The following is a 25,368-nucleotide window of genomic DNA, read 5'->3' as shown; positions in this document are numbered from 1 at the left end:
GACGGGTAAGCCCGTCACAGCAGTAATGAGCGGCCGGCGCACCAACAAGCTTCCCCGGAGCATGGTGGAGTGCCGGTAAGTGAGGTGGTACCGCGGTAAGCGTGCAGTCCCAGGACAGCACACGAGCCGTCCTCGCATCCTGAACGGAACCAGTCAGCAGCGGCTGAATGGTTCACCAGCTCAACCCAGGATGTCGAGAATGACGTATTACCCTAAAGCCTCCGCCTCCCCTTCGGCTGACGTTTCGAGCGGTGCTGCCGCCGGTGTCTCCCACTCCGTGAAGTTTCCGGAGATTGAAGAGCGCATCCTGAAGTACTGGGACCAGGACGGCACCTTCCAGGCCAGCATTGACCAGCGCAGCGCCGACGCCCCCGGCGGGCAGCCCGGCAGCAACGAATTCGTCTTCTACGACGGCCCTCCCTTCGCCAACGGTCTGCCCCACTACGGGCACCTCCTCACCGGTTACGCCAAGGACCTGGTTGGCCGCTACCAGACCCAGCGCGGCCGCCGCGTGGAACGCCGTTTCGGCTGGGACACCCACGGACTGCCGGCCGAGCTGGAAGCCATGAAGCAGCTGGGCATGACGGACAAGACCCAGATCGAGGCCATGGGCATCGACAAGTTCAACGACGCCTGCCGCGCCTCGGTGATGAAGTACGCGGACGAGTGGAAGAGCTACGTCACCCGCCAGGCCCGCTGGGTGGACTTCGACAACGACTACAAGACCCTCAACGTCGAATACATGGAATCGGTCCTGTGGGCGTTCAAGCAGCTGCACGAAAAAGGCCTGACCTACAACGGCTACCGCGTGCTGCCATACTGCTGGAAGGACGAAACGCCGCTGTCCAACCATGAACTGCGCATGGACGACGACGTCTACAAGAACCGCCAGGACCAGACTGTCACGGTGACATTCCCCATCACGGCAGGGGAGTCGGAGCTGTCGAAGCAGCTCGCCGGCGTGCAGGCGCTTGCCTGGACCACCACGCCCTGGACACTGCCCACCAACCTGGCGCTCGCCGTCGGGCCCTCCATCACCTACGCCGTGCTGCCGGCCGGGCCCAACGGCGTCAAGGCCGCCTCGCCGGACGCGCCGGTTACCGGAAGCTTCCTCCTGGCCGCTGACCTGCTAGCCGCCTACGCCAAGGACCTGGGCTATGAGGATCTGGATTCCGCTGAGGCCGCCGTGACCTCAACCCACACCGGTGCCGAACTTGCCGGCCTGTCCTACGAGCCGCTGTGGAACGACTTCCGCGACGACGAAAAGTATGGGACGCAGAACGCCTGGCGCTTCCTCGTGGCCGACTACGTCACCACAACCGACGGCACGGGCATCGTCCACCAGGCACCTGCCTACGGCGAGGACGACCAGAAGGTCTGTGAAGAGGCCGGCATCCCGGTGGTCCTGTCAGTGGATGAAGGCGCCAAGTTCCTGCCGCTGTTCGGCCACGGCGACCTGCACGACATCGTGGGCCTTCAGGTCTTCGAGGCCAACAAGCCCATCACCCAGGTGCTCCGCGCCCAGGGCCGGCTGGTCCGCCAGGCCAGTTATGAGCACAGCTACCCGCACTGCTGGCGCTGCCGGAACCCCCTGATCTACCGCGCCGTGTCCTCCTGGTACGTGGAAGTCACCAAGTTCAAGGACCGGATGTCCGAACTGAACCAGGACATCAACTGGATCCCCGGGAACGTCAAGGACGGCCAGTTCGGCAAGTGGCTGGCCAACGCCCGCGACTGGTCCATCAGTCGCAACCGCTACTGGGGCAGCCCCATTCCGGTGTGGCAGTCCACCGACCCGGAATTCCCGCGCACCGATGTCTACGGCTCCCTGGCCGAAATCAAAGCCGACTTCGGCCGCCTGCCGCTCAACAAGGCCGGCCAGGTTGACCTGCACCGGCCGTTCATCGACGAACTGACCCGCCCCAACCCGGACGACCCCCGGACCCCCGAAGAGGGACAGTCCGTGATGCGACGCGTCGAGGACGTCCTGGACGTCTGGTTCGACTCCGGCTCCATGCCCTACGGCCAGGTGCACTACCCGTTCCAAAACGAAGCCTGGTTCGACACCCACAACCCGGCGGACTTCATCGTCGAGTACATCGGACAGACCCGCGGCTGGTTCTACATGCTGCACATCCTCTCCACCGCACTGTTTGACCGGCCGGCCTTCCGGAACGTCATCAGCCACGGCATCGTGCTCGGCTCGGACGGGCAGAAGATGTCCAAGAGCCTGCACAACTATCCGGACGTCTCCGAGGTCCTGGACCGCGACGGCTCCGACGCCATGCGCTGGTTCCTGATGTCCAGCCCCATCCTGCGCGGCGGCAACCTGGTGGTCACCGAACAGGGAATCCGCGACGGCGTCCGCCAGGTCATCCTGCCGCTGTGGAACGTCTACAGCTTCTTCACGCTCTACACGAACGCTGCCGACGGCGGTAAGGGCTACGACGCGAAGCTCCGCTACGACGGGTACGCCGACACCCTGGACCAATACCTGCTGGCCAACACCGGCGACCTGGTCCGGAACATGACCGCCCAGCTGGACAGCTACGACATCTCCGGTGCCTGCGACGAACTGCGCAGTTACCTGGACATGCTCACCAACTGGTACGTCCGCCGCAGCCGCCAGCGCTTCTTTGACGAGAGCGCTGACGCGTTCGACGCGCTCTACACGGCGCTCGAAACCGTGTCCCGCGTGGCCGCCTCGCTGCTGCCGCTGGTCACCGAGGAGATCTGGCGCGGCCTCACCGGCGGCCGCTCCGTGCACCTGGCCGATTGGCCCGACGCGGACCTGTTCCCGGCGAACGCTTCGCTGGTGGAAGCGATGGACCGCGTGCAGCAGATCTGCTCCGCCGGATCCTCGCTGCGCAAGGCCGCGAACCTGCGCGTGCGGCTGCCGCTGCAGGAACTGACCGTTGTGGCTCCCGGCGCGGATGCGCTGGGAGGCTTCGCCGCCGTCGTCGCCAATGAACTGAACCTGCGCTCCGTGCGCCTGCTGGACGCCGAGAGGGCCTCCCCGGAGGAGTTCGGCATCGAGCAGAAGCTCGTGGTCAACGCCCGGGCCGCAGGACCGCGCCTGGGCAAGAACGTTCAGCAGGCCATCAAGGGCGCCAAGTCCGGTGACTGGTCGGTCCAAACAATCGACGGTGTCGACGGAGTCGTTGTTTCCGGCGGCCTGGAGCTGGAACCCCAGGAATACACGCTGGAGACAGTAGTGGCGGAGTCCGACGGCGGTTCAGCTTCAGTAGCTGTCCTTCCGGGCGGCGGCTTCGTGGTCCTGAACACCGAAGTCACTCCAGAACTTGAGGCCGAAGGGACTGCACGCGACATGGTCCGCGCCATCCAGCAGGCACGCAAGGACGCCGGACTGAACGTGAGCGACCGGATTCGGACCACCGTCACCGCCGTTGCCACCGTGTTGGAGGCCCTCCTGGCCAACGCCGAGCTGGTCAAGACCGAAACCCTGACCCTGGAGCTGGCCACCGTTCCGGCTGAGTCCGGCGAATCACGCATTGCCGTCGAAAAAGCAGAGGCCTGAGCCATGACTGACGAATTCTCCGTGGAAAGTGTCTACGCCGAGCTGCTGGGGCGTGCACCGGAAAACAAGATGGAACCTCGTCTTGCGCCGCTGTTCCGGGCGATGGATGTACTGGGGGAGCCCAACAAGGCGTTCCCGATCATCCATGTGACCGGCACCAACGGCAAGACCTCCACGGCCCGGATGATTGAGGCCGGGCTGCGCGCGCACGGCCTGAGCACCGGACGCTATACCAGCCCGCATCTGTCCAAGGTCACCGAACGGATCAGCATCGACGGCCACCCCGTCTCTGACGAAACGTTCGTCCGGATCTGGGACGAGATCCGCCCGTACCTGCAGATCGTCGACGACGAACTCACCGCTGCGGGGGAGCCCCGGCTCACGTACTTCGAGTGCCTGACCATCCTGGGCTTCGCAATCTTCGCGGACCAGCCCGTCAACGTGGCCGTGATCGAGGTGGGCCTGGGCGGCATCACCGATGCCACCAACGTGGGCGATGGCCTCGTTTCCGTGGTCACCCCTATCTCACTGGACCACACCGATCTGCTGGGCGATACCACTGAGGAGATTGCCTACGAGAAGGCCGGCATCATCAAGCCCGGCGGTTACCTCATCAGCGCCTCGCAGCCTGTTGATGCTGCTCAGGTGCTGCTCGAAAAAGCCAAGGAAGTGGCAGTCCCGTTCCGGTTTGAAGGCGTGGAGTTCGGCGTCGAATCCCGGACAGTGGCCGTGGGCGGCCAGGTGGTGAGTATCCAGGGCATCGCCGGCCGTTACCCGGAACTGTTGCTGCCGCTGCACGGCGCGCACCAAGCCCAGAACGCCGCAGTGGCAGTGGCAGCCCTCGAGGCCTTTTTCGGCGGCGAGAAGGAACTTGACGCCGAGGTGCTCCAGGAAGCCTTCGCATCCGTCACGTCCCCGGGCCGCCTTGAGGTTGTCCGTACGGCGCCCACCATCATCGTGGACGCGGCCCACAACCCGGACGGCATCAGGGTCTCGGCCGAGGCCATCCAGGAGGCCTTCACTTTCACCCGGCTGGTGCCGGTGGTCGGAGTTCTGAAGGAGAAGGACGCCGAAGAGATCCTGCGCCAGCTCAAGGAATCCCTGGGCGACATTGCCCAGGAATACTGCTTCACCCAGTCCAACTCGCCGAGAGCAGTGCCCGCGGCCGAACTGGCCGAACTGGCCGCGGAAATGGGCTTCGGCGAAGACAACATCCACATTGCGGAGAAACTCGACGACGCCATCGAATGGGCCGTGGAACGAGCCGAAGCCAACGACGACCTCTCCGGCGGGGTCCTGGTCACGGGGTCCATCACCCTCGTGGCGGAAGCCCGGATCCTGCTCGGAAAGACGGAGGCCTAGGCATGGCCAAGCTGACCAAAGCCCAGCGAGAATGGCGCCCGGGAATGCCCAGGAAGCGCCGGTCCACCAAGGTGATGTTTGCCTCCACCGTCCTGCTCCTTGAGGCGTTTGTGGTGTTCTTCGCGACGCTGGCCGTCTTCGGACTCAAGCGCGGTGAGTTTCCGCCGGCGCTGATCCTGGGGATTGGCATCGCTTTGAGCGTCGTGATGGTCCTTGCCTGCGCTGTGCTGTCCAGGCCGTGGGGCGTGGCGCTGGGCTGGATCCTGCAGATTGTGCTGATCCTGACGGGCATTATTGAGCCCATGATGTTCCTTGTTGGCGCGCTGTTCGGCCTGGCCTGGTGGTATGGAATCCGCACCGGCATCAGGATTGATTCCGAAGCCGCAAAGCGCGAACGCGAACAGGCTGAGTGGAGCGCCTCGCAAGGGGACGCCCCGGAAGCCTCGTAGAATTGTCCCAAAACCCACCCATTACGCATTGGAGCAGCTATGACCATTGAGCGCACCCTGGTACTGATCAAGCCCGACGGCGTTGCCCGCAACCTCAGCGGCGCCATCCTGGGCCGCATTGAGGCCAAGGGCTACACCCTGGCTGAACTGAAGAAGGTCGACGCCAGCCGGGAACTATTGGAGCAGCACTACGAAGAGCACGTGGGCAAGCCGTTCTACGAGCCCCTCGTGGAATTTATGCTCAGCGGACCGGTTGTGGCCGCGATCTTCGAAGGCCACCGCGTCATTGAAGGCTTCCGGTCCCTGGCCGGCACCACCGATCCCACCACTGCCGCCCCCGGCACCATCCGTGGCGACTTCGGCCGCGACTGGGGCCTGAAGGTCCAGCAGAACCTGGTGCACGGCTCCGACTCCGTGGACTCGGCCGAGCGCGAAGTCAAGATCTGGTTCCAGGACTAAGTCCACCCGCCAGCTGCGCGAACGGACACTTGAGGCCCACAGCGCGAACGGACACTTGAGGCCCCGGGAAACCGGGGCCTCAAGTGTTCGTTCGCGCTTGTTCGTTCGCGCCGTTTGTGCGTCTTCCGGGGCCCGCGTTAGAAGCCCGACGGTCCGGCAAACACCTGGATGAACGCGAAGAAGATGCTGGCGATGACGGCCACGTACAGCAACGCCGTGATAATCCAGCCTGATTCGCCCAGCACACGTGCTGCTGCTGACGGGACGGGGATGATGCCGTGGACGACGTTACGGATGGTTACCCAGACGAAGAGCGGTATCATTACGGCCCAGACGATCATGCAGAACGGGCACAGGATGCGGATGTCGTAGAGGGCCTGGAACCAAAGCCACACCACAAACGCGAAGCCGAGCGTGACGCCGGTCTGGAGTCCTGCCCAGTACCAGCGGGCGAACGTGGCGCCGGACAGCAGGGCCATGCCCACAGTGATGATGACAGCGAACGCCACGATGCCCATAAACATGTTGGGGAACCCGAACGCCGAGCTCTGCCACGTCTGCATGACCTGGCCGCAGGAGATAAACGGATTCACGTCGCAGGCTGTTACGTGATTCGGGTCCTCCAGGAGGGCGATCTTTTCAAGGACCAGTGATCCTGAGGCCAGCCAGCCAATGGCGCCGGTGATGACCATCAGCCAGCCGAACGGCCGGTTACGTGCCATCGGCGGCACAGTCCCTGGCGAGTCGGGCAACGGCTCTGCCGCACTGGAGGCAGCCGGCGTGTCGGTGCCGTGGGAGGAAATGCTAGGCATGGTGTGTGGCGTCCTTTGCTTCGGGTGCTCCTTGCCCCGATTGTAACGCCGGCGGCTGGAAGGAGCATTCAACCGGGGCCATCACCTACGGATCCGTCGCCCTTGCTTCCGTCGCCCTTGCTTCCGCCGCCTTCAGCCCGGGTGTGAGAGAATGAAGATGGCTGGAGGCCGACCCACATGCGGACTCCGGTCCGGTGGCTTGTTTCAAGACCGCCAATGATGAGCAGGGCAGGCTTCGGATTCTCTGATCCGGCTTCCCGCAATTCCATTGGTCGGCACCTGGTTGTGGCGTGTAGAACAACGGGTTTCAGGACACAGCCGACGGCTCCCACGGGCTGCCGCACCCCTCTGCCGGTGCGAACCTGGGAGTATCCACTTGACTTCTGTCAACGCCCGCGGGTTTTGACAATATGTGCCCCAACGGGTGCCGGATGTGGCGGTGCGTCAGGGGCAGGAGTGTTGCCACATATGCAAAACGAACAAGCACCAGCCGTTAATGATGAAGCCGTTGCCGAAGTTACCGAAGCGCCCAAGAAGGTCGCCCGGACGCGCCGGAAGGCAGTGCCGAAGGCTGCGGAGGAAGGGCCCGTAACTGACGCCGTCGAGGCTGAGCCTGCGACGGACGCCGCGCCGGAGCCCAAGGTGCCGGTTCGCCGGACCCGCGCACGTAAGAAGGTGGACACCGCCGAACCGTTGCCGGCGTTCGCTGCTGAGGTTCTGGAGACAGCTGACGCCGTTGTTGCCGAGACGGGCGTAGAGCCTGCTGTGGTCGAACCCGCCGCCGAAGCCGCAGCCTCGGAGGTTGCAGCCCCAGAGGCTGCAACGGAGACCAAGCCCGTCCGCCGACGCCGCGTTGCCACGCGCAAAACGTCGGCCCCCGACGTCGCCCCCACGGCCGTAGACCTGACAGCTCCCGCGGAGCAGGCAGCCGCCGAAGCAGCAGTAATTCCGGCCCCGGACGCAGCGGGAGCCGCAGCTGCGGAAGCTGCCGCGCCCGCAGCAACCGCCGCCGCCGCGCCCGTCAAGGCGGCCGCCGTCGACGCTGCCGCCGCGCAGGCTGGAGAACCGGGTGCTGCCGAGTCTGCCGGCCCGTTCAGTTCACTGTTCCTTGAGCCGGCGTCAACCACGTCGGTGCTTTTCCAAGCCCCTGACCTCAGCAGCGCGGTCCGTCCGGCACCGGCTGCCGCCGTGGCTGAAGAGCCGGAAGAGGACGAGGCCGAAGACGGTGAAACGGACGACGCCAGCGGCCGCCGCAGGCGCCGCAGCCGTGGCCGGCGGGGACGCAGCCGTACCGGCGAAAGTGATGCTGACAGTGACAACGAAGGTGAAGACGGCGCAGCCGAAGAAGCTGATGAGGAATCCGCCGGGCAGGCCGACGAAGGCGTGACCTCCCGTCGCCGTCGCCGTCGCCGCCGTGGCGACCAGGATCTGGAACTGACCGGCGGAGAAGGCGACGACCCGCCCAACACGGTGACCCGCGTCCGTGCGCCGCGTGCAGCCACGGAAGCGCCGGTCAACAACCGCGTCACATCCGTCAAGGGTTCCACCCGCCTCGAAGCCAAGAAGCAGCGCCGCCGCGAATCCCGTGATACCGGCCGCCGCCGCACCGTCATCACCGAGGCCGAGTTCCTGGCCCGCCGCGAATCAGTGGACCGGCAGATGATTGTCCGCCAGCGCGACGACAGAATCCAGATCGGCGTCCTCGAAGACGGTGTGCTGGCCGAGCACTTTGTCTCCAAGACCCAGCAGGACTCCCTGATCGGCAACGTCTACCTCGGCAAGGTGCAGAATGTGCTGCCGTCCATGGAAGCGGCGTTTGTTGACATCGGACGCGGCCGCAACGCCGTCCTTTATGCCGGTGAAGTGAACTGGGAAGCCGTTAACCTCGAAGGCAAGCAGCGCCGGATCGAAAACGCGCTCAAGTCCGGCGACACCGTCCTGGTCCAGGTCACCAAGGATCCCGTGGGCCACAAGGGTGCACGCCTGACCAGCCAGATCTCGCTGCCCGGCCGCTACCTCGTCTACGTGCCCGGCGGCTCCATGACCGGCATCTCCCGCAAACTGCCCGACGTCGAGCGCAACCGGCTCAAGCGCATCCTCAAGGACCGCCTCCCCGAGCACGCCGGGGTAATTGTTCGCACCGCTGCCGAAGGCGCCTCGGAAGAGGAGCTCACGCACGACATCAACAGGCTGCGCGCGCAGTGGGAGGGCATCGAAAGCCAGTCCACGTCGACCAAGATCCTCGCGCCCGAGCTCCTCTACGGCGAACCGGACCTCACCATCAAGGTGGTCCGTGACGTCTTCAACGAGGACTTCTCCAAGCTTATTGTCTCGGGTGAAGAGGCCTGGGACACCATCGAGGCCTACGTCACGTACGTTGCCCCGGACCTCGTGGGCCGCCTGGAAAAGTGGACCAAGGACCAGGATATCTTCGCCGCGTGGCGGATCGACGAGCAGATCCACAAGGCCCTGGAACGTAAGGTCTTCCTGCCTTCGGGCGGCTCGCTGGTCATTGACCGCACCGAAGCCATGACCGTAGTGGACGTCAACACCGGCAAGTTCACCGGCAGCGGTGGCAACCTCGAAGAAACCGTCACCAAGAACAACCTCGAGGCAGCTGAAGAAGTGGTCCGGCAGCTCCGGCTACGGGACATCGGCGGCATCATCGTCATCGACTTCATAGACATGGTCCTGGAATCCAACCGGGACCTGGTTCTTCGCCGCATGGTGGAGTGCCTGGGCCGTGACCGGACCAAGCACCAGGTTGCAGAAGTGACGTCGCTGGGCCTCGTGCAGATGACGCGAAAGCGCATGGGTACCGGACTCCTGGAAGTCTTCGGGGAGCAGTGCGAATCCTGTGCAGGCCGCGGAATCGTCACCCACGACGACCCCGTAGAGCACCGCCGCGCCAATACCGTAGCCGCTGAGCACCATGTGCACCACGTGCAGCGGGTGGACAGCCGGCAGGAACCGCGCATCAACGATCAGCATGGTGACAGCATGCGCGCTGACACCATGCGCACCGACAGCCAGCGCCCGGACAGCCAGCGCTCGGACAGCCAGCCGGGTGGCCGCACTGACCGGAAGCGCCGCCGCGGACGTGGCGGCCAGCAACTGGAAACGGCACCGGCAGCGCCGGTGCAGATCCACACGGTCCACCCGGAACCCAGTGACGCCGAGCGCCACGCCAAGGCCGAGGCCACGCGGGCCGCGCTTGCGAACATTGCGGCCGCAGCCCACGCTGCGCACGTGCACGACGACGAAGTGGCTCGCGCATCAGCTGCGGCGGGACAAGCTCCGGCTGCACCAGTGCCGGCTTCGCGGCCCGAGATGGACTCCAATGGCCGTCCGGCCGCTGTGCTGACGTTCGGCGGCGAGCAGGTGGTGCTGCCGTTCGTGGCCCATCACGAGGACCAGCCGCACGCACCGGCCCTGACGCTTGACCGCCTCGCGGAGGCCTTCGCCCACCTTGGCGAGCCAGCCCCTGTCGTGGAAAACGAGCCGTCCGCAGTCCAGGCAGCTGCAAGCCAACCGGGCGAACCTGCCCGTCAGCACCAGCCGGCAGTGGCGGAGGAGGATTACTCCGACCACACCGAGGCGCCCCTCGCCCGCCGTCCCCGGCGGAACCGGAGCGCCAGCCGTGCCCAGGGCGCAGCCAACGCCACGTCTGTGGAGCATCACGAAGCCGGTCCGGCGGCTGCCGCTGGACACTCCCACGCCGCCAAGGCCCCGGAGTCCGTCAAGGTGGCTGAGAAGCCTGCGGCCATCAACGCGCCTATCATCCTCGGTGTTGGGGTTCCGGCCTCGGAGCTCTAACGAAGCAGCAGGGCAAGCCTCTACAACGGCGCCCGGACGTGTCTGTGAATCACAGGCTGCGTCCGGGCGTCCTGCGTTAAATCCCGAGGGACGCTAGGCTGGTGACTGACACGGGGTGCCGCGCAGAGAGCCGGCTGAGATCCACACCCGTTGAACCTGTCCGGCTAGCACCGGCGAAGGGATGTCTCCTTTGGCTTCAAGTTCTGTCCTTCCTCCTGCAACGCCCGCGGCGGTTCTGCCGGATATCTCAGCAAACCAGGGTGAGGTCCGGCCTGCGCCAGGCCGGTCTGGCAACGTCCAGGTGCTGCGTGACGTCCCGCGGGTGCTGTCCATTGCCGGATCGGACCCGTCAGGCGGCGCGGGCGTCCAGGCCGACCTCAAAAGCATTGCGGCTCTTGGCGGCTACGGCATGGCGGCCATCACTGCACTGACAGTCCAGAACACCCAGGGGGTGCAGGCGGTTCACGTGCCGCCGGCATCCTTCCTGGGCCAGCAGCTGGACGCCATCAGCGACGACATCACCATCGATGCGGTCAAGATCGGCATGCTCGGCGATGCTGCGGTGATTGGCGTGGTCCGGGACTGGCTGGAAAAGGCGCGTCCCGCCGTCGTCGTTCTCGATCCGGTGATGGTGGCCACGAGCGGTGACCGGCTGCTGCAGGAGTCTGCCGAGGCAGCTCTGCGGGAGCTGCTCCCGCTCGCTGACCTGATCACCCCCAACCTGGCCGAATTGGCCATCCTGGTGGGGGAGCCGCAGGCGCGGGACTGGCCTGATGCGCTCGGACAGGGGCAGCGGTTGTCCGCCGCGGCCGGTGCCACGGTCCTGGTCAAGGGCGGCCATCTCGACGGCGGTGCGTGCCCGGATGCCCTGGTCAACGCCGCCGGGCTGCTCGCCCAGGAGGTAGTGGAAGTGAGCGGTGACAGGATCCCAACCCGCAACAGCCACGGCACCGGCTGCTCGTTGTCGTCGGCTATGGCTACGGCCCAGGCCAGGCTGGGGAACTGGGAATCCGCGCTACGGCAAGTGAAGCCTTGGCTGGTCGGCGCACTGCAGGCCGCTGATCAGCTGGAGGTGGGCGGTGGCCACGGCCCCATCAACCACTTCCACCACATGAAACAGGTTCCGGCAGCCGGCGAATTCGCCCAGACGCTCCAGCGGGCGTCGGCGCCGGATCTTGCGGCCATCTACGGGCTGGATTTCATCCGCGACCTGGCGGGCGGCACGTTGGCTGAGGAAGAGTTCGGCTACTACCTTGCGCAGGACGCCATCTACCTGAACGGCTATTCGCGGGTCCTGGCCCGGGCCAGTGCGCTGGCGCCCACGGAAGCCGCGCAGACGTTCTGGGCAAAGTCTGCCCGGCAATGCCTTGAGGTCGAATCCGAGCTGCACCGCACGTGGCTGAGCACCAGGACGGTGGACTCCGCCCTTGGCCCAGTCACCAAGTCCTACGTGGACCACCTGCTGGCAGCCTCGGCCTCCGGCAGCTACGCGGTCCTCGTCGCTGCGGTGCTGCCGTGCTTCTGGTTGTACGCCGAGGTGGGACAGACCCTCCACGCGGAGTTCCTGGCCGCCGGTGCACCGAAGGAACACCCCTATGCCGACTGGCTGCGGGCCTACGCTGACGAGGACTTCGCGCAGGCCACCCGCGACGCCATCGCCTTGGCTGACGAGGCCGGCCGGAGCGCTTCCGCGGATGAACGTGCGGCGATGCTCGTGGCGTTCAGGCAGTCGTGCCGGTTCGAAGTGGAATTCTTCGACGCGCCGCGAATTCATTCCTGACAGTCAAGGGCCCGCGTGGCCTGTACGATAGTCAGGCACGGTTTCGGATTGTCAGTGCAGTACCTGCTTATGGGTCCTAGCACAGACAACCGACCGTAACCAGCCTCATTTGCGGCCGAAGGCAAAATTAGCGTATTCTAGATCTTCGGTGCTTACGCCAACACTTGGGTTACGACCCCACGGCGTTGAGGCACAGCGAGAACCCGGCCGATTATTGAATCGGGTTCAGCACGCAAATTTAGTAATAAACGTCGAGAGAAGTGAGTTCCCAAGTGGTGTACGCGATTGTCCGCGCAGGCGGCCGCCAAGAGAAGGTTTCCGTTGGAGACTTCGTTACCCTGAACCGCGTCCCCGGTGGAGCCGGCAGCACTTTTGAGTTGCCCGCACTGCTCCTGGTAGACGGTGACAAAGTCACCTCTGCTGCTGCGGACCTGGCCAAGGTAACGGTTACGGCTGAGATCCTCGAAGACCTCCGTGGTCCGAAGATCGTCATCCAGAAGTTCAAGAACAAGACCGGTTACAAGAAGCGCCAGGGTCACCGTCAGGAATTGACCAAGGTCAAGATCACGGGTATCAAGTAACTCTTCGTTACTGTTCAGGTTCTTCAGCAGATTCCCCAGAATTTAAAGGCAGGCATTTCAAATGGCACATAAAAAAGGCGCGAGTTCCACTCGCAACGGTCGTGACTCCAACGCCCAGTACCTCGGCGTCAAGCGCTTCGGTGGTCAGGTAGTTTCCGCAGGCGAGATCATTGTCCGCCAGCGTGGCACCCACTTCCACCCGGGCGCTGGCGTTGGCCGTGGCGGCGACGACACACTGTTCGCACTGGCACCGGGAGCCGTCCAGTTCGGCACACGCCGCGGTCGCCGCGTTGTCAACATCGTTGCTGCTGCAGCTGCAGAGTAACAAATAGTTCTGAAACGGTGGAGCGGGCCATTTGGTCCGCTCCACTATTCTTTTAACCGCATTACAATCATCTTGGCGCCCTTGGGCGTCCGGAAACAGCACTGAGGAGATCCACGTGGCGAGCTTTGTAGACCGGGTAGTACTGCACGTATCCGGCGGTACCGGCGGCCACGGCTGTGTCTCTGTTCACCGGGAGAAGTTCAAGCCCCTGGGCGGTCCCGACGGCGGCAACGGCGGCGATGGCGGTGACGTCATCCTGCGCGTTGATCACCAGACCACCACGCTGCTGGACTACCACCACGCCCCGCACCGCCACGCCACCAACGGTGGCCCCGGCATGGGTGATTGGCGCGGCGGCAAGAGCGGGGAAACCCTCATCTTGCCCGTACCGGACGGCACCGTGGTCAAGGCCAAGGACGGCACCGTCCTGGCGGACCTCGTCGGCGAAGGCGCCGAATACGTGGCGGCTGCCGGTGGTCTGGGCGGCCTTGGCAATGCCTCACTGTCCTCGCAGAAGCGCCGTGCCCCAGGCTTCGCCCTGCTGGGCATCGAGGGTGACACCCGTGACATAGTCCTGGAACTGAAGTCCATCGCGGACATCGCACTGGTGGGTTTCCCCTCTGCCGGCAAATCAAGCCTGATCGCGGCCATGTCTGCCGCGCGGCCCAAGATCGCTGATTACCCCTTTACCACCCTGATCCCGAACCTGGGTGTTGTCCAGTCCGGTGACGTCCGCTTCACCATTGCCGACGTCCCGGGCCTCATCGAGGGCGCCAGCGAAGGCAAGGGTCTTGGCCACCACTTCCTGCGCCACGTGGAGCGCTGCGCCGCCTTGGTACACGTACTGGACTGCGGCACGCTTGAATCGGACCGTGACCCGTTGGCGGATCTCGCCATCATCGAGGCCGAGCTGGAAAAGTACTCCGTAGACATGAGCTTCGCGGGTGCCGACGGCGAAGTGGTTCCGCTGAACCACCGCCCGCGCCTGGTCGCCTTGAACAAGGTAGACCTTCCGGACGGCAAGGACATGGCTGAATTTGTCCGCCCGGAACTCGAGTCACGCGGCTACCGGGTCTTCGAGATCTCGGCTACCAGCCACGAGGGTCTCCGCCAGCTGGGCTTCGCCATGGCGGAAATCGTCCAGGCCGCCCGTGCCGCTCTCGCGGCCGCCCCGCCCAAGGTCCAGCCGCCCATTCTGCGGCCCCGGGCTGTCAACGAATCCGGTTTCAAGATCCGCCGCGAGGAAAAGAACCTCGAGCCGCTCTTCCGCGTACTGGGCGACAAGCCCGTCCGCTGGGTCAAGCAGACCGACTTCACTAACGAGGAAGCCATCGGTTACCTCGCCGACCGGCTGGCTAAGCTCGGCGTCGAAAATGAACTGTTCAAGCAGGGCGCCACTCCGGGCGACACTGTGGTAATCGGCGAGGACGACGGCGTTGTCTTCGACTGGGAACCCACTATGATGGCCGGCGCGGAACTGCTGGCGGCGCCACGTGGCACCGACGTCCGCTTCGCCGACATTGGCGACAGGCCTACCCGCGGGCAGAAGCGGGACGAGCAGGTCGAACGCCGGGAGGCCAAGGCCGCCGCCCGCGCCGAACTCGAGGCAGAGCGCAAGGCCGGGATCTGGACCGAATCGGTCAGCGGCCGCCGCGCTGCCAAGCCGGTCACTGAAAGTGGACTGGGCGTTGAAGATGACGAGTGAGGCCACTGAAATGACCGAAAATTCCGCCGTAATCATCGAGGAACCCAAAGACGACCGCAGTGTGCTCGCCCGGGCCCGCCGGATTGTTGTCAAGGTAGGGTCGTCGTCGCTGACCAGCATCAAGGGCGGCATTTCGGAAGAGTCCCTCACCGCCCTCGCAGATGTTTTGGCCGCCAAACATAACGCCGGCGCGGAAATTATCCTGGTTTCCTCGGGAGCCATTTCCGCAGGGCTTGCCCCCCTCGGTCTGGTGAAGCGCCCGCGCGACCTCGCCACCCAGCAGGCCGCCGCCAGCGTGGGCCAGGGCCTGCTCATGGCGCGCTACACGCACGCATTCGGCGCCCACGGCGTCACCGTCAGCCAGGTGCTGCTGACTGCAGATGACCTCATGCGTCGCAGCCACCACGCGAACGCGTTCCGTGCACTGAACCGCCTCCTCAACCTCGGCGTGGTGCCGGTGGTCAACGAAAACGACACCGTTGCCACGCACAAGATCCGTTTCGGCGACAACGACAGGCTCTCAGCGCTAGTGGCCCATCTGGTCCGTGCTGACGCCCTGATCCTGCTGTCCGACGTCGACTCGATATACGATGGTCCGCCCGCCAAGGGCGCCAAGCGCATCTCCCAGGTGGACGGCCCCGAAGATCTTGAGGCAGTGACCATCGGGAAGCCGGGCAAGGCAGGCGTAGGCACCGGCGGAATGCAGACTAAGGTCGAGGCTGCCATCATGGCCGCCGATTCCGGCATCCCGGCGCTGGTCACCTCCACCGCGAACGCCGCAGCCGCCCTGGCCGGTGAAGACGTGGGGACCTGGTTCACCGTCAACAGCGGCCGGAAGTCCGTGCGGATGATGTGGCTCGCCCATCTGGCGCATGTCCAGGGCCGGCTCTTTCTTGACGACGGCGCCGTGCATGCTGTGCGGGACAATCGCTACTCGCTGCTCCCCGCCGGAATTTCATCGGTGGACGGCACCTTCGAAGCCGGCGACGCCGTCGAGATGGTGGCCGGCGACGGTACCGTCATCGCGCGCGGTTTGGTGAATTACTCTTCCGAAGAGTTGCCCCAGATGCTGGGCCGCTCCACAGTGGAACTGGGCGAGTCCCTGGGCCGCGGCTTCGACCGTGAGGTTGTCCATATCGACGACCTGGTGCTGGTCTGAGCGGTCCGCTCGCCTAGACTTGAAGGATGACTGAGGCACTGATTTCCCAAGCCCCTGGCACTTCCAACAATTCGAACGCGGTTCCTTCCGGGCCGGAACGGGGGAGTACCCCCACTCCGGCGGAGGTCGAGGCAGCCGTCCACATCATCGCTGACCGCTCACGGCAGGCTGCCCGCCAGATGTCCGGAGCCAACCGCGCCTTGAAGGACAGTGGCCTCCGGGCAATCGGTGCTGCACTGCTGGAGCGGAAGGACTTGATCCTGTCCGCGAACGCCAAGGATGTTGCGGCCGGCAAAGCCAACGGCACGTCGGCGGCCCTGCTGGACCGCCTCACCCTGACTGACACCCGGATCGACGGGCTCGTCGCTTCCCTGGAGAACCTGGCCAGCCTGCCGGATCCGGTAGGAAACGTCGTCCGCGGCCAGACCTTGCCCAATGGGCTGCGCCTGCGCCAGATCAACGTGCCCTTGGGAGTGGTGGCCGCCATTTACGAGGCCCGCCCTAACGTTACGGTAGATATTGCCGGACTTGGCCTCAAGAGCGGGAACGCCGTCATCCTCCGCGGCGGTACTGCGGCCGCTTTCACCAACGAAGCACTGGTCCAGATCCTCCGCGAAGCCCTGCACTCCGTCGGGCTGCCGGCGGACGCCATTCAGACTGTGGACCAGTTCGGCCGTGAAGGTGCGAATGCGCTGATGCGTGCCCGCGGCCGGGTTGATGTCCTGATTCCGCGCGGCGGCCGGGACCTGATCCAGTCCGTGGTGCTGAACGCCGCCGTGCCGGTCATCGAGACCGGTGAGGGCAATGTGCATATCTTCATCGATGAATCCGCCAGCGAGGACATGGCGGTGGAGATCCTCCTGAACTCCAAGACCCAGCGGCCCAGTGTCTGCAACACCGTGGAGACCCTGCTGGTCCATTCGAAGTCCACTGTGTTGCCCGCTGTGGCCGCCGCGCTGCGCGGTGCCGGCGTCACGCTCCATGCCGACGAGCGCATCCGGGCGGCCCTGCCGTCCTCTATTGAGTCCGAGCCGGCAACTGATGAGGACTGGGCAACCGAGTACATGGACCTGGACCTCGCCGTGGCCATGGTGGACAGCCTGGATGATGCCGTGAAGCACATCCGGACCTGGACCACGGGCCACACCGAAGCCATCCTTACTAACAACCTCGCTAACGCGGAACGGTTTATCGCCGAGATTGATTCGGCGGCGGTGATCGTCAACGCGTCCACGCGGTTTACTGACGGCGGTGAGCTGGGCCTGGGTGCCGAGGTTGGCATCTCCACGCAGAAGCTGCACGCGCGCGGCCCCATGGGACTGACTGAGCTGACCACCACTAAGTGGATCGTTCAGGGCGAGGGCCAGATCCGCGGGTAGCAACGCGGTAATATAGACAGAAGTCCGGAACGGCGGGACAATCCGCTGCCACATCCTTGAGCCTTAGGGGAGAAAATGCTACTCCAGCAGATTGCCATGACCGTTGCCGAAGGTGGGGAACACGCCCCCGCTCCGATCTGGGCTGAGCCGTGGGTCTTCGGCGTATCCATTTTCGCCATTCTGCTGGTGCTGATGTTCGTGACGTGGTCCTACTCCAACCTGGGCAACCGGCATGCGGTAACGGACGAGCACGCTGATCCGCACCGCCAGCACCCCAACAAGCACGACCACGGCCAAGGCCACTGACATTTCGCGTGTTCTGCACCGTGACGGTGCGCAGGGGCGGCTGCGGCTGGGCGTGATGGGCGGGACGTTTGATCCTATCCACCACGGCCACCTTGTTGCAGCCAGCGAGGTGGCCGCCAAGTTCGGCCTGGATGAAGTGGTCTTTGTCCCCACGGGGCAGCCGTGGCAGAAGTCGCACAAGCAGGTCAGCGAGCCTGAGCACCGCTACCTTATGACGGTGATCGCCACGGCATCAAACCCCCGGTTCACCGTCAGCAGGGTGGATGTTGATCGGCCCGGTCCCACCTATACCATTGATACCTTGAGGGATCTCCGGACCCAGCGTCCGGATGCGGATCTGTTCTTCATTACCGGCGCGGATGCGCTGGCGCAGATCCTGTCCTGGAAAGACATTGACGAGCTTTGGTCCCTGGCGCATTTTGTCGGCGTGACACGGCCAGGACATGTGCTTGATGGCATGGGCCGCAAAGACGTGAGCCTTCTCGAGGTGCCCGCCATGGCCATCTCGTCCACGGACTGCCGTGTCCGCGTAGCCGGGAACAACCCCGTTTGGTACCTCGTGCCGGACGGAGTGGTCCAATACATCGCCAAATATGGTCTGTACGCCGAGGGATCAGATCCCGTGGACGTCCGAACTACCGAAACAGATGAGCCAGCCAGTACTGAATGAGTCCTCAATGAGTCAGGAAAAGCCCCCCGTCCGCAGCCGCCGCGAACTGCGACAGGCCAGAGATGAGAACACGGCTCCCGGGTCCAACGGCCCGGGCCAGATTTCGCCTGCCTCAAAACAACGGCGCGCGGCTGATACCCCGGTGGACTCCGTCCCCGAGCAGACCCCGGCGCAGCGGTCCTCGCAGATCAGGGCCCGCGACCGCGCGGCCCTTCGTGCCATCAAGGAACTTGAAGAGAAAGAGGGCCAGCTTTCCGCTGGGGGCCCTCCGACCCGCAGGCAGCTGCGGCTCCAGCAACTGAAGGAACAGGCCGTCACTTCGGCCAATCCCATCATTCCCGCTCCCATGGGGCAGCCCCTGCCAAGCCAACCTGCGCCGAGCCAACCTAAGCCAGGGCAGGCCAAACCGGGCCAGGCCAAACCGGGTCAAGCCAAGCCAGGTCAAGCCAAGCCAGGCCCGTCGAAGCCGGGTCACGGCACCGCTGTATCCGCAGAAAATGCCGGGCCCTCCGCGCCGAACAAGGATTCAGGTATTCCGGCTGGCATGAGCGTGGAACAGGCTCTCGCGGCCCGCGCCCTCATCGCCGAGCAGGCCAGGAACCAACTGGCCAAGATGGAACACATCGCCTCGCTGGACCCCGAAGCCGTGGATCCGGACATCCTTGCGGAACAGATCGCCTTGGCCGAGCGTGCGGCGGTGCTCAACCGCCGGGCAATGGCCAAGCAGAAGCTGGCCGAACAGGCTGCCCCTGCGCAGCCGGTACCAGCGCCCACCCAGGCTGCCACCACGCAGGCCACCCAATCCGTTCCCCAGACTGGCCCGGCCACCGCCGACAACCTCGCCATGGTGACGCCGCTGGAATTTGTGCGGGTACCCGGCATCGACCGTCCTGTGATGAAACCCCCGGCGACCTCCTACGTGCCACTGATGACCCAGCCCGGACCGAGGGTCCGGGCCGGCGGGAAGGGCCGCCGGCCGTCCACTGCTTCAACGGCGCCGGCCGCGGGTTCTGCGCAGGCAGCCGCTTCGGGCCGTTCCAGGGTGATCGCCCGGGCGGAAGCTGCTGCCAGAGCGGCCACGGCGCCGAAACGTATCGTCCCCGTCCAGCCCGTCATGGCTGATACGCCGGTGGGGGAGCCGGACGACCTGTTCGCTGACCTGCCGCGCATCCCGGCGCGGTCAGCACACGGGCTGGAGCCGCTGGATGCGGCAACGGCAGGCCTGGCCCGCGCGAAACGGCTCCGGCTCATGCAGGTCCTCGTTCTGGCTTTTGGGATCGTGGCCCTTATTTCCGGCGTCATCCTCATTGTCAGCGGCATCTCCGGCTGACAAGGTAACGCCCCTTTTACGAAGCTTTAGAAAACTACAAGGAGTCCCATGACTGCAACAGATTCATCCATCGCCATTGCCCGCCAAGCCGCCAAGGCCGCCGCGGACAAGATCGCCCACGACATCGTGGCCCTCGATGTCAGCGAACGCCTGGCGCTGGCAGACGTTTTCCTCATCGCATCCGCGCCGAGCGAGCGCCAGGTCAACGCCATCGTTGACGGCATCGAAGAAGAACTTTCCAAGCAGGACCTCCGTCCGGTACGCCGCGAAGGCCGCTCCGGCGGGCGCTGGGTGCTGCTGGATTACTCGGACATCGTCATCCACGTCCAGCATGAAGAGGACCGCGTTTTCTACGCCCTGGAGCGTCTGTGGAAGGACTGCCCTGTAGTTGACCTGCAGCTGGGCGAAGACACCTCAGCCAAGACGACGGCGGCTTCCGACTCCGAATAGCAGGCCTCGCGGGCCCGAATATGCCCGATTTGGAATTTTCGGAAAAGCTGGTCTAAGATATTTGAGTTGCTCCGGGGAGACCGCGGAGTAACGAAGGTCCGGGGCTGTGGCGCAGCTGGTAGCGCACCTGCATGGCATGCAGGGGGTCAGGGGTTCGAGTCCCCTCAGCTCCACCGGATAATCCGCCGGAATCGAAAGATTCCGGCGGATTTTTTTATGGCAGGAAAACTCACCTACCGATTGGCGCACCGCGCAGAATTCTATTAAGCTGATCAGGTTGCTTCGGGCGGTCTGCACCGCTTGTAGAGCAGAAGTTTGGGGCTGTGGCGCAGCTGGTAGCGCACCTGCATGGCATGCAGGGGGTCAGGGGTTCGAGTCCCCTCAGCTCCACCAAACAGGACCATGGTCCGTAAAAAAGGAGCCACCCGGCCGGGTGGCTCCTTTTTGTTTCCTGAGCGAGCCCGGAGCGGTAGGCACCCGGGTAGTGAAAGCTCAGATCCACTCACTCCGACGCAGCGGCGGCCCGTCTCCGCCCGCACGCTGGACCAGTACCTGGTTGACGCCCGTGATCCCGGTTTCAAAGCCAAGGGCACTTGAGGCCATATAGAGCCGCCACACGCGTGCCTGGCCCAGGCTGGTGAGCCGGACGGCTTCGTCCCAGTTCGCTTCGAGCCTGCGCACCCACGCCCGCAGGGTCAGCGCATAGTGCTGGCGCAGGGCCTCCACGTCCAGCACCTCAAACCCGCCGGTCTCCAGCGAGCTGACCATCTCGGCCAGGCTGATCATCTCGCCGTCCGGAAAGACATAGCGCGGAATGAAAGAATCCGGATCAGGCTTGGTACGCCCGGCGTTCCACGAGATGGCGTGGTTGAGCAGCCGGCCGCCGGGACGGAGCAGGCCGTGCAGCACGTCGACGTAGTGGGGTGTCTGTTCCCGGCCCACGTGTTCGGACATCCCGATGGAGCTGATGGCGTCGAACGGCCCGTCGGAGATATCCCGGTAATCCTGCACCCGGATATCGATGTTTTCCGTCAGACCGGCGTGGGCCGCACGTTTGCGTGCGAGCACGGCCTGCTCCGTGGAGAGCGTCACCCCCACCACCGTGACGCCGTAGTGCTGCGCCGCGTGCAACGCGAAGCTGCCCCAGCCGCAGCCCACATCCAGCACCCTCATCCCGGGCCGCAGCCCCAGCTTCCGGCAGACCAGGTCCAGCTTGGCCTGTTGTGCCTCATCCAGTCCGGCCGGAAGGCCGCGGCCGGCGGGGACGCCGCCGTCGGGTCCGTCCGCCCACACGGCGCAGGAGTAGACCATCGACGGTCCCAGTACGAGGGCGTAAAAGTCGTTGCCGACGTCGTAATGGTGCGAGATGGCCGCGGCGTCGCGCTGCCGGGTGTGGAGCCGGCCCTTCCGCGTGACCTTTGCTTCCTCCGGCGGCGGAGCAGGGTTGGCGCCCACCGCGCCAAGCCGGACAGCCGTCCCGAACAGCGTGGCGAGTTCACGCGGAGTCAGGGGCCGGAAGGGGCCGGGCTCGGAAAACTTTCCCACCGAGCTGAGCGCAGTGAAGGCCGCAAAGATGTCGCCGGGGGCGTCGATCTCCCCGGCGACGTAGGCGCGGCTGAGCCCGAGTTGCCCGGGTGACCACAGGATCCGGCGCAGGGCCCGGCGTGACCTGAACTCGAGGACCGGGGCGTCGGGCGGCCCCGCCTCGGAACCGTCCCACGCCCGGAGGCGCAGGGGAATCTCCGCCGTGCCCAGCACGATGCCCAGTGCGTTGGCCAGCAGCGACGCTGCCCCTTTTTCCGTTGTCATGGTCCTCGCCTTTCGTCTGCCTAGGGCCAACAGTACGACGGCGGCGCGCGCCTGTCAGCGCAGCGGCGCGATTATCATGGGGGAGTGAATGAGACGTTGCCGCCATGCCCCGAATGTTCCAGTGCCTACGCCTACGAAATGGGTGCGCTCCTGGTCTGCCCGGAATGCGGCCACGAGTGGACCGCCGAGGCAGCGGAGGCCACGCCAGAGGCCGGGCCGCGGGTCATCAAGGACGCAGTGGGGAACATCCTCGCCGACGGCGACACCGTCACGGTGGTCAAGGACCTGAAAATCAAGGGCAGCTCCGGTGTCATCAAGGTAGGCACCAAGGTCCGGGGCATCAGGCTGATGGACGGTGTGGGCGATCACGACATCGACTGCAAAGTGGACGGTGTGGGACCGATGCAGCTCAAATCCTCTGTGGTGAAGAAGGTCTAGCAGGAAAGCGGCCACGAGCATGGACAACGGAACCACAGACGTTGTGGTCATCGGCACAGTGGTCATCGGCACTGTGGGTGGCGGCACAACGGGGTGCGTTGGACCGGCGGCCCATGTTCACCGCCGTAGAGCCCGACGGCGTCCGGCTCCCCGATGGGAGCTTGCTCCGTGCCGAGCTCGAACACCTGGTGCGGCTGCACCTCAGGGGACCCGGCGGCGGCATCGCCATGGAAAAGACCCGGGTGGCAATTGAGCGGCGCGTCCGTCTGGTGGGTCATGGGCCGGCGTCGTCCACCATCGGAGCAAACAGGGCGGGCCGGGCGGCCGCCACGGCGATCCTCAAACTGCCCGCGTTTGCACCAACCGCATCAACCACCACTACTTGACCAGATCGCAGGAACCCGTGGCACAGAACGCTCTTGAGGACATTTTCGGCACGCTCCGGCGCCACCCGGACGTCGAAGCCCCGAACCTCCAGGCCTGGGACGCCACAGACCGGCTCCTGGTGGAAGCCGCCGAAGCGCGCACGGAACCGGACGCACGGCTGGCAGTGATCGGGGACCGCTACGGTGCCCTCACCCTTGGTGCACTGGGCGCCCTGGGGGTCCGGCGGGTCCGCGTTCACGAGGATCTCATCACCGGGGAGCGCGCCCTGCGGAACAACGCCGCCGGGTTGGGCTTCGAAGCCGCAGCCCCCGGGGCCATTGACGCCACGGGGTTCGAACAATTGCCGCTGGGGGAGGAGCTGCTCGCCGGCGCGGAGCTGGTGCTGCTTCAACTGCCGCGGACGCTGGCAGAGCTTGAAGAAATCGCAGCCGCCGTGGCGCGCTATGCCGCCCGCGGCGTGGTGCTGCTCGCCGGCGGGCGGATCAAGCACATGTCCCTGGGAATGAACGCAGTCCTGGAACGCCACTTCGAGACCGTCCAGCCGCAGCTGGCGCGGCAGAAGTCGCGCTTGATCCTGGCCAGCGGCGCCCGGCCAGCTGAGACGCACCAGTGGCGTCCCGCCGTCGAACGTCTTGCTGAACTGGACCTGGACGTTGCTGCGCACGGTGCCGTCTTTGCCGGAGCGAAACTGGACATCGGGACCAGGTTTCTCCTGACGTTCCTGCCGGAGATGCCTCCGGCCGGGCACGCCATCGACCTGGGTTGCGGCACCGGTATCCTCGCCGCCATGTACGCCCGCCAGAACCCGGCGTCCAGGGTCACGGCAACGGACCGGTCCGCAGCCGCAGTCGCCTCCGCCAGGGCCACGGCGCAGGCCAACAGCCTGGAGGACCGGATTACCGCCCTCCAGGATGACGCGATGAGCACGTTCCCCGCCGGAAGCGCCGAGCTGGTCCTGTTGAATCCGCCCTTTCACCTGGGCGCCAGTGTGCATGCCGGTGCGGGCATCAAACTGTTTGAGGCAGCCGCCAGGGTCCTGGCCCCGGGCGGGGAGCTGTGGACGGTCTTCAACCGGCACCTGCAGTACCTCCCGGCGCTGGAGCGGCTGGTTGGTCCCACCACTGTGAAGGGCGGCAATCCAAAGTTCACGGTGGCGGTCAGCACCCGACGGCCGTAGGTGCCGGCATGCCAACGTGGCGCCCCGGCCGCGACGCGGCCCGACCTCCGGCTCTGGGCGTTGAACAGGAGGTAACGTACCATTCAGACATCATGAACACGCGGCCGAAGACCTAGGGGAGACCGTGCCAGAAATCCGCCAGTCCTCGGCGCCACGGCGCGGGACTAATCTTCCGCGCATGGGGGACTTTAACCTCACGGTCATCCTCGATGCCATCCGCCGGTCATCCGGAGGTCTGAGCCGCGTGGAGCTCGCCCAGATTGTGGGCCTCTCGCCGCAGACTATCTCCAACATCTCCCGCCGCCTGCTGGACCAGCACCTGATCGTCGAAGCCGGCAAAGAAGGCAGCGGCCCTGGCAAACCGCGCACCATGTTACGCCTCAATCCCGGCGGCATGTACGCCATTGGCGTCCATCTGGACCCCGCCGTCACCACGTTCGTGGTCCTCGATCTTGTGGGCGCCGTTGTACAGCATTCACGGATCAAAACACCAGGCGGGAATGATCCCGCCGCCGTCATGTCCACCATGGCCACCGAGATCGAACAGCTGGTCGCCGAGTCCGGCGTGGACACCAGCAGGATCGCCGGCCTGGGCCTGGCCGCGCCGGGACCCATCGACCTGGACAATGGCACCGTGGTGGATCCGCCGCTGCTGCCGGGCTGGGACCGTGTGGAACTCCGGGACGCGCTGGCCAAGGCCACGGGCTATTCCGTCCTCGTGGATAAGGACGTCACCAGCGCCGCCGTCGCCGAAACATGGGCCGGCGGGCCCAGCGGCTCGGGCAGTTTCATCTTTATGTACATGGGAACCGGGATCGGCTGCGGCATCGTCCTCAACGATGAAGTTGTCCGCGGAACCTCGGGGAATGCGGGCGAGATCGGCCACATTGTGGTGGATCCCGATGGCCCGCTCTGCGACTGCGGCCTCCGCGGCTGCGTAAAGTCCTCGGCCATCCCGCAGGTGCTCGTCGCCGAGGCCGTGGCCGCCGGTATTCTGGACGGCTCCGGAAAGGACGCCAGCGGCGCCGAAGTGCAGCAGAGCTTTGCTCAGCTGTGCGACCTCGCCGATGCCGGCGACCCCAAGGCCCTGGCGATCATCGACACGTCAGCCGTGTTGGTGGCCCGGGCCGTCTCCGTGGTCACCAACACGCTGGATGTGGAACGGGTGGTGTTCGGCGGGCCGTTCTGGAGCCGGATCGCTGACCGTTACCTGGCCAAGATCCCGGCACTGGTTGACGCCAACAGCGCGGCCCGCCTGATCCACACCATCGAGGTAGTCGGGACGGGTGTCGGTGAGGACGTGGGCGCCATTGGAGCAGCCTGTCTGGTCCTGGAGCATACGCTGGCGCCCCGGGCCCAGCGGCTTCTCCTGGAAGTCTGAACCGGACGTCTGACCGGGGTCTCCTTGCCAGTGGCAGGAGCCCCATCTAGCATGT

At 65.4% G+C, this 25,368-nt stretch carries 21 protein-coding genes, 2 tRNA genes and 1 riboswitch; of the genes, 21 read left to right on the top strand and 2 right to left on the bottom strand.

Annotated features, from left to right (window positions below; translation table 11 throughout):
• The first annotated feature begins 199 nt into the window (after nt 1-199).
• The 4 genes from ileS to ndk are packed head-to-tail and all read left to right on the top strand — an operon-like array spanning nt 200 to nt 5,808.
• Complete coding sequence (gene ileS, locus ACQCS0_RS12790; RefSeq protein ID WP_426938509.1) at nt 200-3,538, top strand: isoleucine--tRNA ligase; 3,339 nt, start codon at nt 200-202, stop codon at nt 3,536-3,538.
• Nucleotides 3,539-3,541: 3 nt separating this feature from the next.
• Complete coding sequence (locus tag ACQCS0_RS12785) at nt 3,542-4,900, top strand: folylpolyglutamate synthase/dihydrofolate synthase family protein (RefSeq protein ID WP_354154929.1); 1,359 nt, start codon at nt 3,542-3,544, stop codon at nt 4,898-4,900.
• Between the two features lie 2 nt (nt 4,901-4,902).
• Nucleotides 4,903-5,349 (top strand): DUF4233 domain-containing protein, encoded by a 447-nt coding sequence (locus ACQCS0_RS12780; RefSeq protein ID WP_354154928.1) that lies wholly within the window; start codon nt 4,903-4,905, stop codon nt 5,347-5,349.
• A 39-nt stretch (nt 5,350-5,388) separates the two neighbouring features.
• Nucleotides 5,389-5,808, top strand: a complete 420-nt coding sequence (gene ndk / locus ACQCS0_RS12775) for a nucleoside-diphosphate kinase (RefSeq protein WP_426938508.1) — start codon at nt 5,389-5,391, stop codon at nt 5,806-5,808.
• A gap of 137 nt (nt 5,809-5,945) precedes the next feature.
• Here the strand turns inward: ndk and ACQCS0_RS12770 are convergent, their stop codons facing one another.
• A complete protein-coding gene (locus tag ACQCS0_RS12770; RefSeq protein WP_426938507.1) occupies nt 5,946-6,620 on the bottom strand; it encodes a vitamin K epoxide reductase family protein in 675 nt (224 codons plus the stop codon).
• Nucleotides 6,621-7,088: 468 nt separating this feature from the next.
• Between ACQCS0_RS12770 and ACQCS0_RS12765 the strand changes: the two genes are divergently transcribed.
• The 13 genes from ACQCS0_RS12765 to ACQCS0_RS12705 all read left to right on the top strand — a co-directional run bounded on the left by ACQCS0_RS12765 (nt 7,089) and on the right by ACQCS0_RS12705 (nt 20,514).
• Nucleotides 7,089-10,436: an Rne/Rng family ribonuclease gene (locus tag ACQCS0_RS12765; RefSeq protein WP_426938506.1), complete on the top strand. Its 3,348-nt coding sequence runs from the start codon at nt 7,089-7,091 to the stop codon at nt 10,434-10,436.
• Between the two features lie 101 nt (nt 10,437-10,537).
• A riboswitch (TPP riboswitch) is annotated at nt 10,538-10,635 on the top strand.
• A complete protein-coding gene (gene thiD / locus ACQCS0_RS12760; RefSeq protein ID WP_426938505.1) occupies nt 10,618-12,216 on the top strand; it encodes a bifunctional hydroxymethylpyrimidine kinase/phosphomethylpyrimidine kinase in 1,599 nt (532 codons plus the stop codon). (Overlaps the previous riboswitch by 18 nt.)
• 272 nt (nt 12,217-12,488) lie before the next feature.
• A complete protein-coding gene (gene rplU, locus ACQCS0_RS12755; protein ID WP_018773353.1) occupies nt 12,489-12,797 on the top strand; it encodes a 50S ribosomal protein L21 in 309 nt (102 codons plus the stop codon).
• Nucleotides 12,798-12,858: 61 nt separating this feature from the next.
• The gene (gene rpmA / locus ACQCS0_RS12750; RefSeq protein ID WP_056340543.1) at nt 12,859-13,122 is read left to right on the top strand and encodes a 50S ribosomal protein L27; all 264 of its coding nucleotides are present in this window, start codon (nt 12,859-12,861) and stop codon (nt 13,120-13,122) included.
• Nucleotides 13,123-13,237: 115 nt separating this feature from the next.
• The gene (obgE, locus tag ACQCS0_RS12745; protein ID WP_426938504.1) at nt 13,238-14,827 is read left to right on the top strand and encodes a GTPase ObgE; all 1,590 of its coding nucleotides are present in this window, start codon (nt 13,238-13,240) and stop codon (nt 14,825-14,827) included.
• A 10-nt stretch (nt 14,828-14,837) separates the two neighbouring features.
• Nucleotides 14,838-15,986, top strand: a complete 1,149-nt coding sequence (proB, locus tag ACQCS0_RS12740; RefSeq protein ID WP_354154923.1) for a glutamate 5-kinase — start codon at nt 14,838-14,840, stop codon at nt 15,984-15,986.
• Nucleotides 15,987-16,012: 26 nt separating this feature from the next.
• A complete protein-coding gene (locus tag ACQCS0_RS12735) occupies nt 16,013-17,365 on the top strand; it encodes a glutamate-5-semialdehyde dehydrogenase (RefSeq protein ID WP_354154922.1) in 1,353 nt (450 codons plus the stop codon).
• A 75-nt stretch (nt 17,366-17,440) separates the two neighbouring features.
• Nucleotides 17,441-17,671: a hypothetical protein gene (locus ACQCS0_RS12730; RefSeq protein WP_354154921.1), complete on the top strand. Its 231-nt coding sequence runs from the start codon at nt 17,441-17,443 to the stop codon at nt 17,669-17,671.
• Nucleotides 17,672-17,711: 40 nt separating this feature from the next.
• Nucleotides 17,712-18,341, top strand: a complete 630-nt coding sequence (nadD, locus tag ACQCS0_RS12725; protein WP_354154941.1) for a nicotinate-nucleotide adenylyltransferase — start codon at nt 17,712-17,714, stop codon at nt 18,339-18,341.
• Nucleotides 18,342-18,348: 7 nt separating this feature from the next.
• Entirely contained in the window at nt 18,349-19,671 is a 1,323-nt protein-coding gene (locus tag ACQCS0_RS12720) for a hypothetical protein (protein ID WP_426938503.1), read from the top strand.
• Between the two features lie 48 nt (nt 19,672-19,719).
• The gene (gene rsfS / locus ACQCS0_RS12715) at nt 19,720-20,121 is read left to right on the top strand and encodes a ribosome silencing factor (RefSeq protein WP_185260756.1); all 402 of its coding nucleotides are present in this window, start codon (nt 19,720-19,722) and stop codon (nt 20,119-20,121) included.
• A 100-nt stretch (nt 20,122-20,221) separates the two neighbouring features.
• Nucleotides 20,222-20,294: transfer RNA gene (locus ACQCS0_RS12710), tRNA-Ala, on the top strand.
• A 144-nt stretch (nt 20,295-20,438) separates the two neighbouring features.
• Nucleotides 20,439-20,514: transfer RNA gene (locus tag ACQCS0_RS12705), tRNA-Ala, on the top strand.
• A gap of 99 nt (nt 20,515-20,613) precedes the next feature.
• On the opposite strand, the gene ACQCS0_RS12700 is transcribed toward ACQCS0_RS12705, so the two are convergent.
• Entirely contained in the window at nt 20,614-21,930 is a 1,317-nt protein-coding gene (locus ACQCS0_RS12700) for a cyclopropane-fatty-acyl-phospholipid synthase family protein (RefSeq protein ID WP_354154919.1), read from the bottom strand.
• 84 nt (nt 21,931-22,014) lie between these two features.
• Here ACQCS0_RS12700 and ACQCS0_RS12695 point away from each other — a divergent pair, with 84 nt between their 5' ends.
• The 4 genes from ACQCS0_RS12695 (at nt 22,015) to ACQCS0_RS12680 (ending at nt 25,313) form a co-directional block, all read left to right on the top strand.
• Nucleotides 22,015-22,368 carry a zinc ribbon domain-containing protein YjdM gene (locus ACQCS0_RS12695; RefSeq protein WP_354154918.1) on the top strand — a complete coding sequence of 118 codons (354 nt, stop codon included), beginning with the start codon at nt 22,015-22,017 and terminating at the stop codon, nt 22,366-22,368.
• Nucleotides 22,369-22,481: 113 nt separating this feature from the next.
• Complete coding sequence (locus ACQCS0_RS12690) at nt 22,482-22,754, top strand: hypothetical protein (RefSeq protein ID WP_426939786.1); 273 nt, start codon at nt 22,482-22,484, stop codon at nt 22,752-22,754.
• Between the two features lie 17 nt (nt 22,755-22,771).
• Nucleotides 22,772-23,932 carry a class I SAM-dependent methyltransferase gene (locus ACQCS0_RS12685; protein ID WP_426938501.1) on the top strand — a complete coding sequence of 387 codons (1,161 nt, stop codon included), beginning with the start codon at nt 22,772-22,774 and terminating at the stop codon, nt 23,930-23,932.
• Nucleotides 23,933-24,110: 178 nt separating this feature from the next.
• Nucleotides 24,111-25,313: an ROK family transcriptional regulator gene (locus ACQCS0_RS12680; RefSeq protein WP_354154916.1), complete on the top strand. Its 1,203-nt coding sequence runs from the start codon at nt 24,111-24,113 to the stop codon at nt 25,311-25,313.
• Nucleotides 25,314-25,368: the final 55 nt, after the last annotated feature.

Origin of the sequence: Pseudarthrobacter sp. S6 (assembly GCF_050156575.1) — a bacterium.
Lineage (GTDB): Bacteria > Actinomycetota > Actinomycetes > Actinomycetales > Micrococcaceae > Arthrobacter.
The sequence above is the reverse complement of the archived record's forward strand: the minus strand, read 5'-3'. Positions and strand labels throughout refer to the sequence as shown.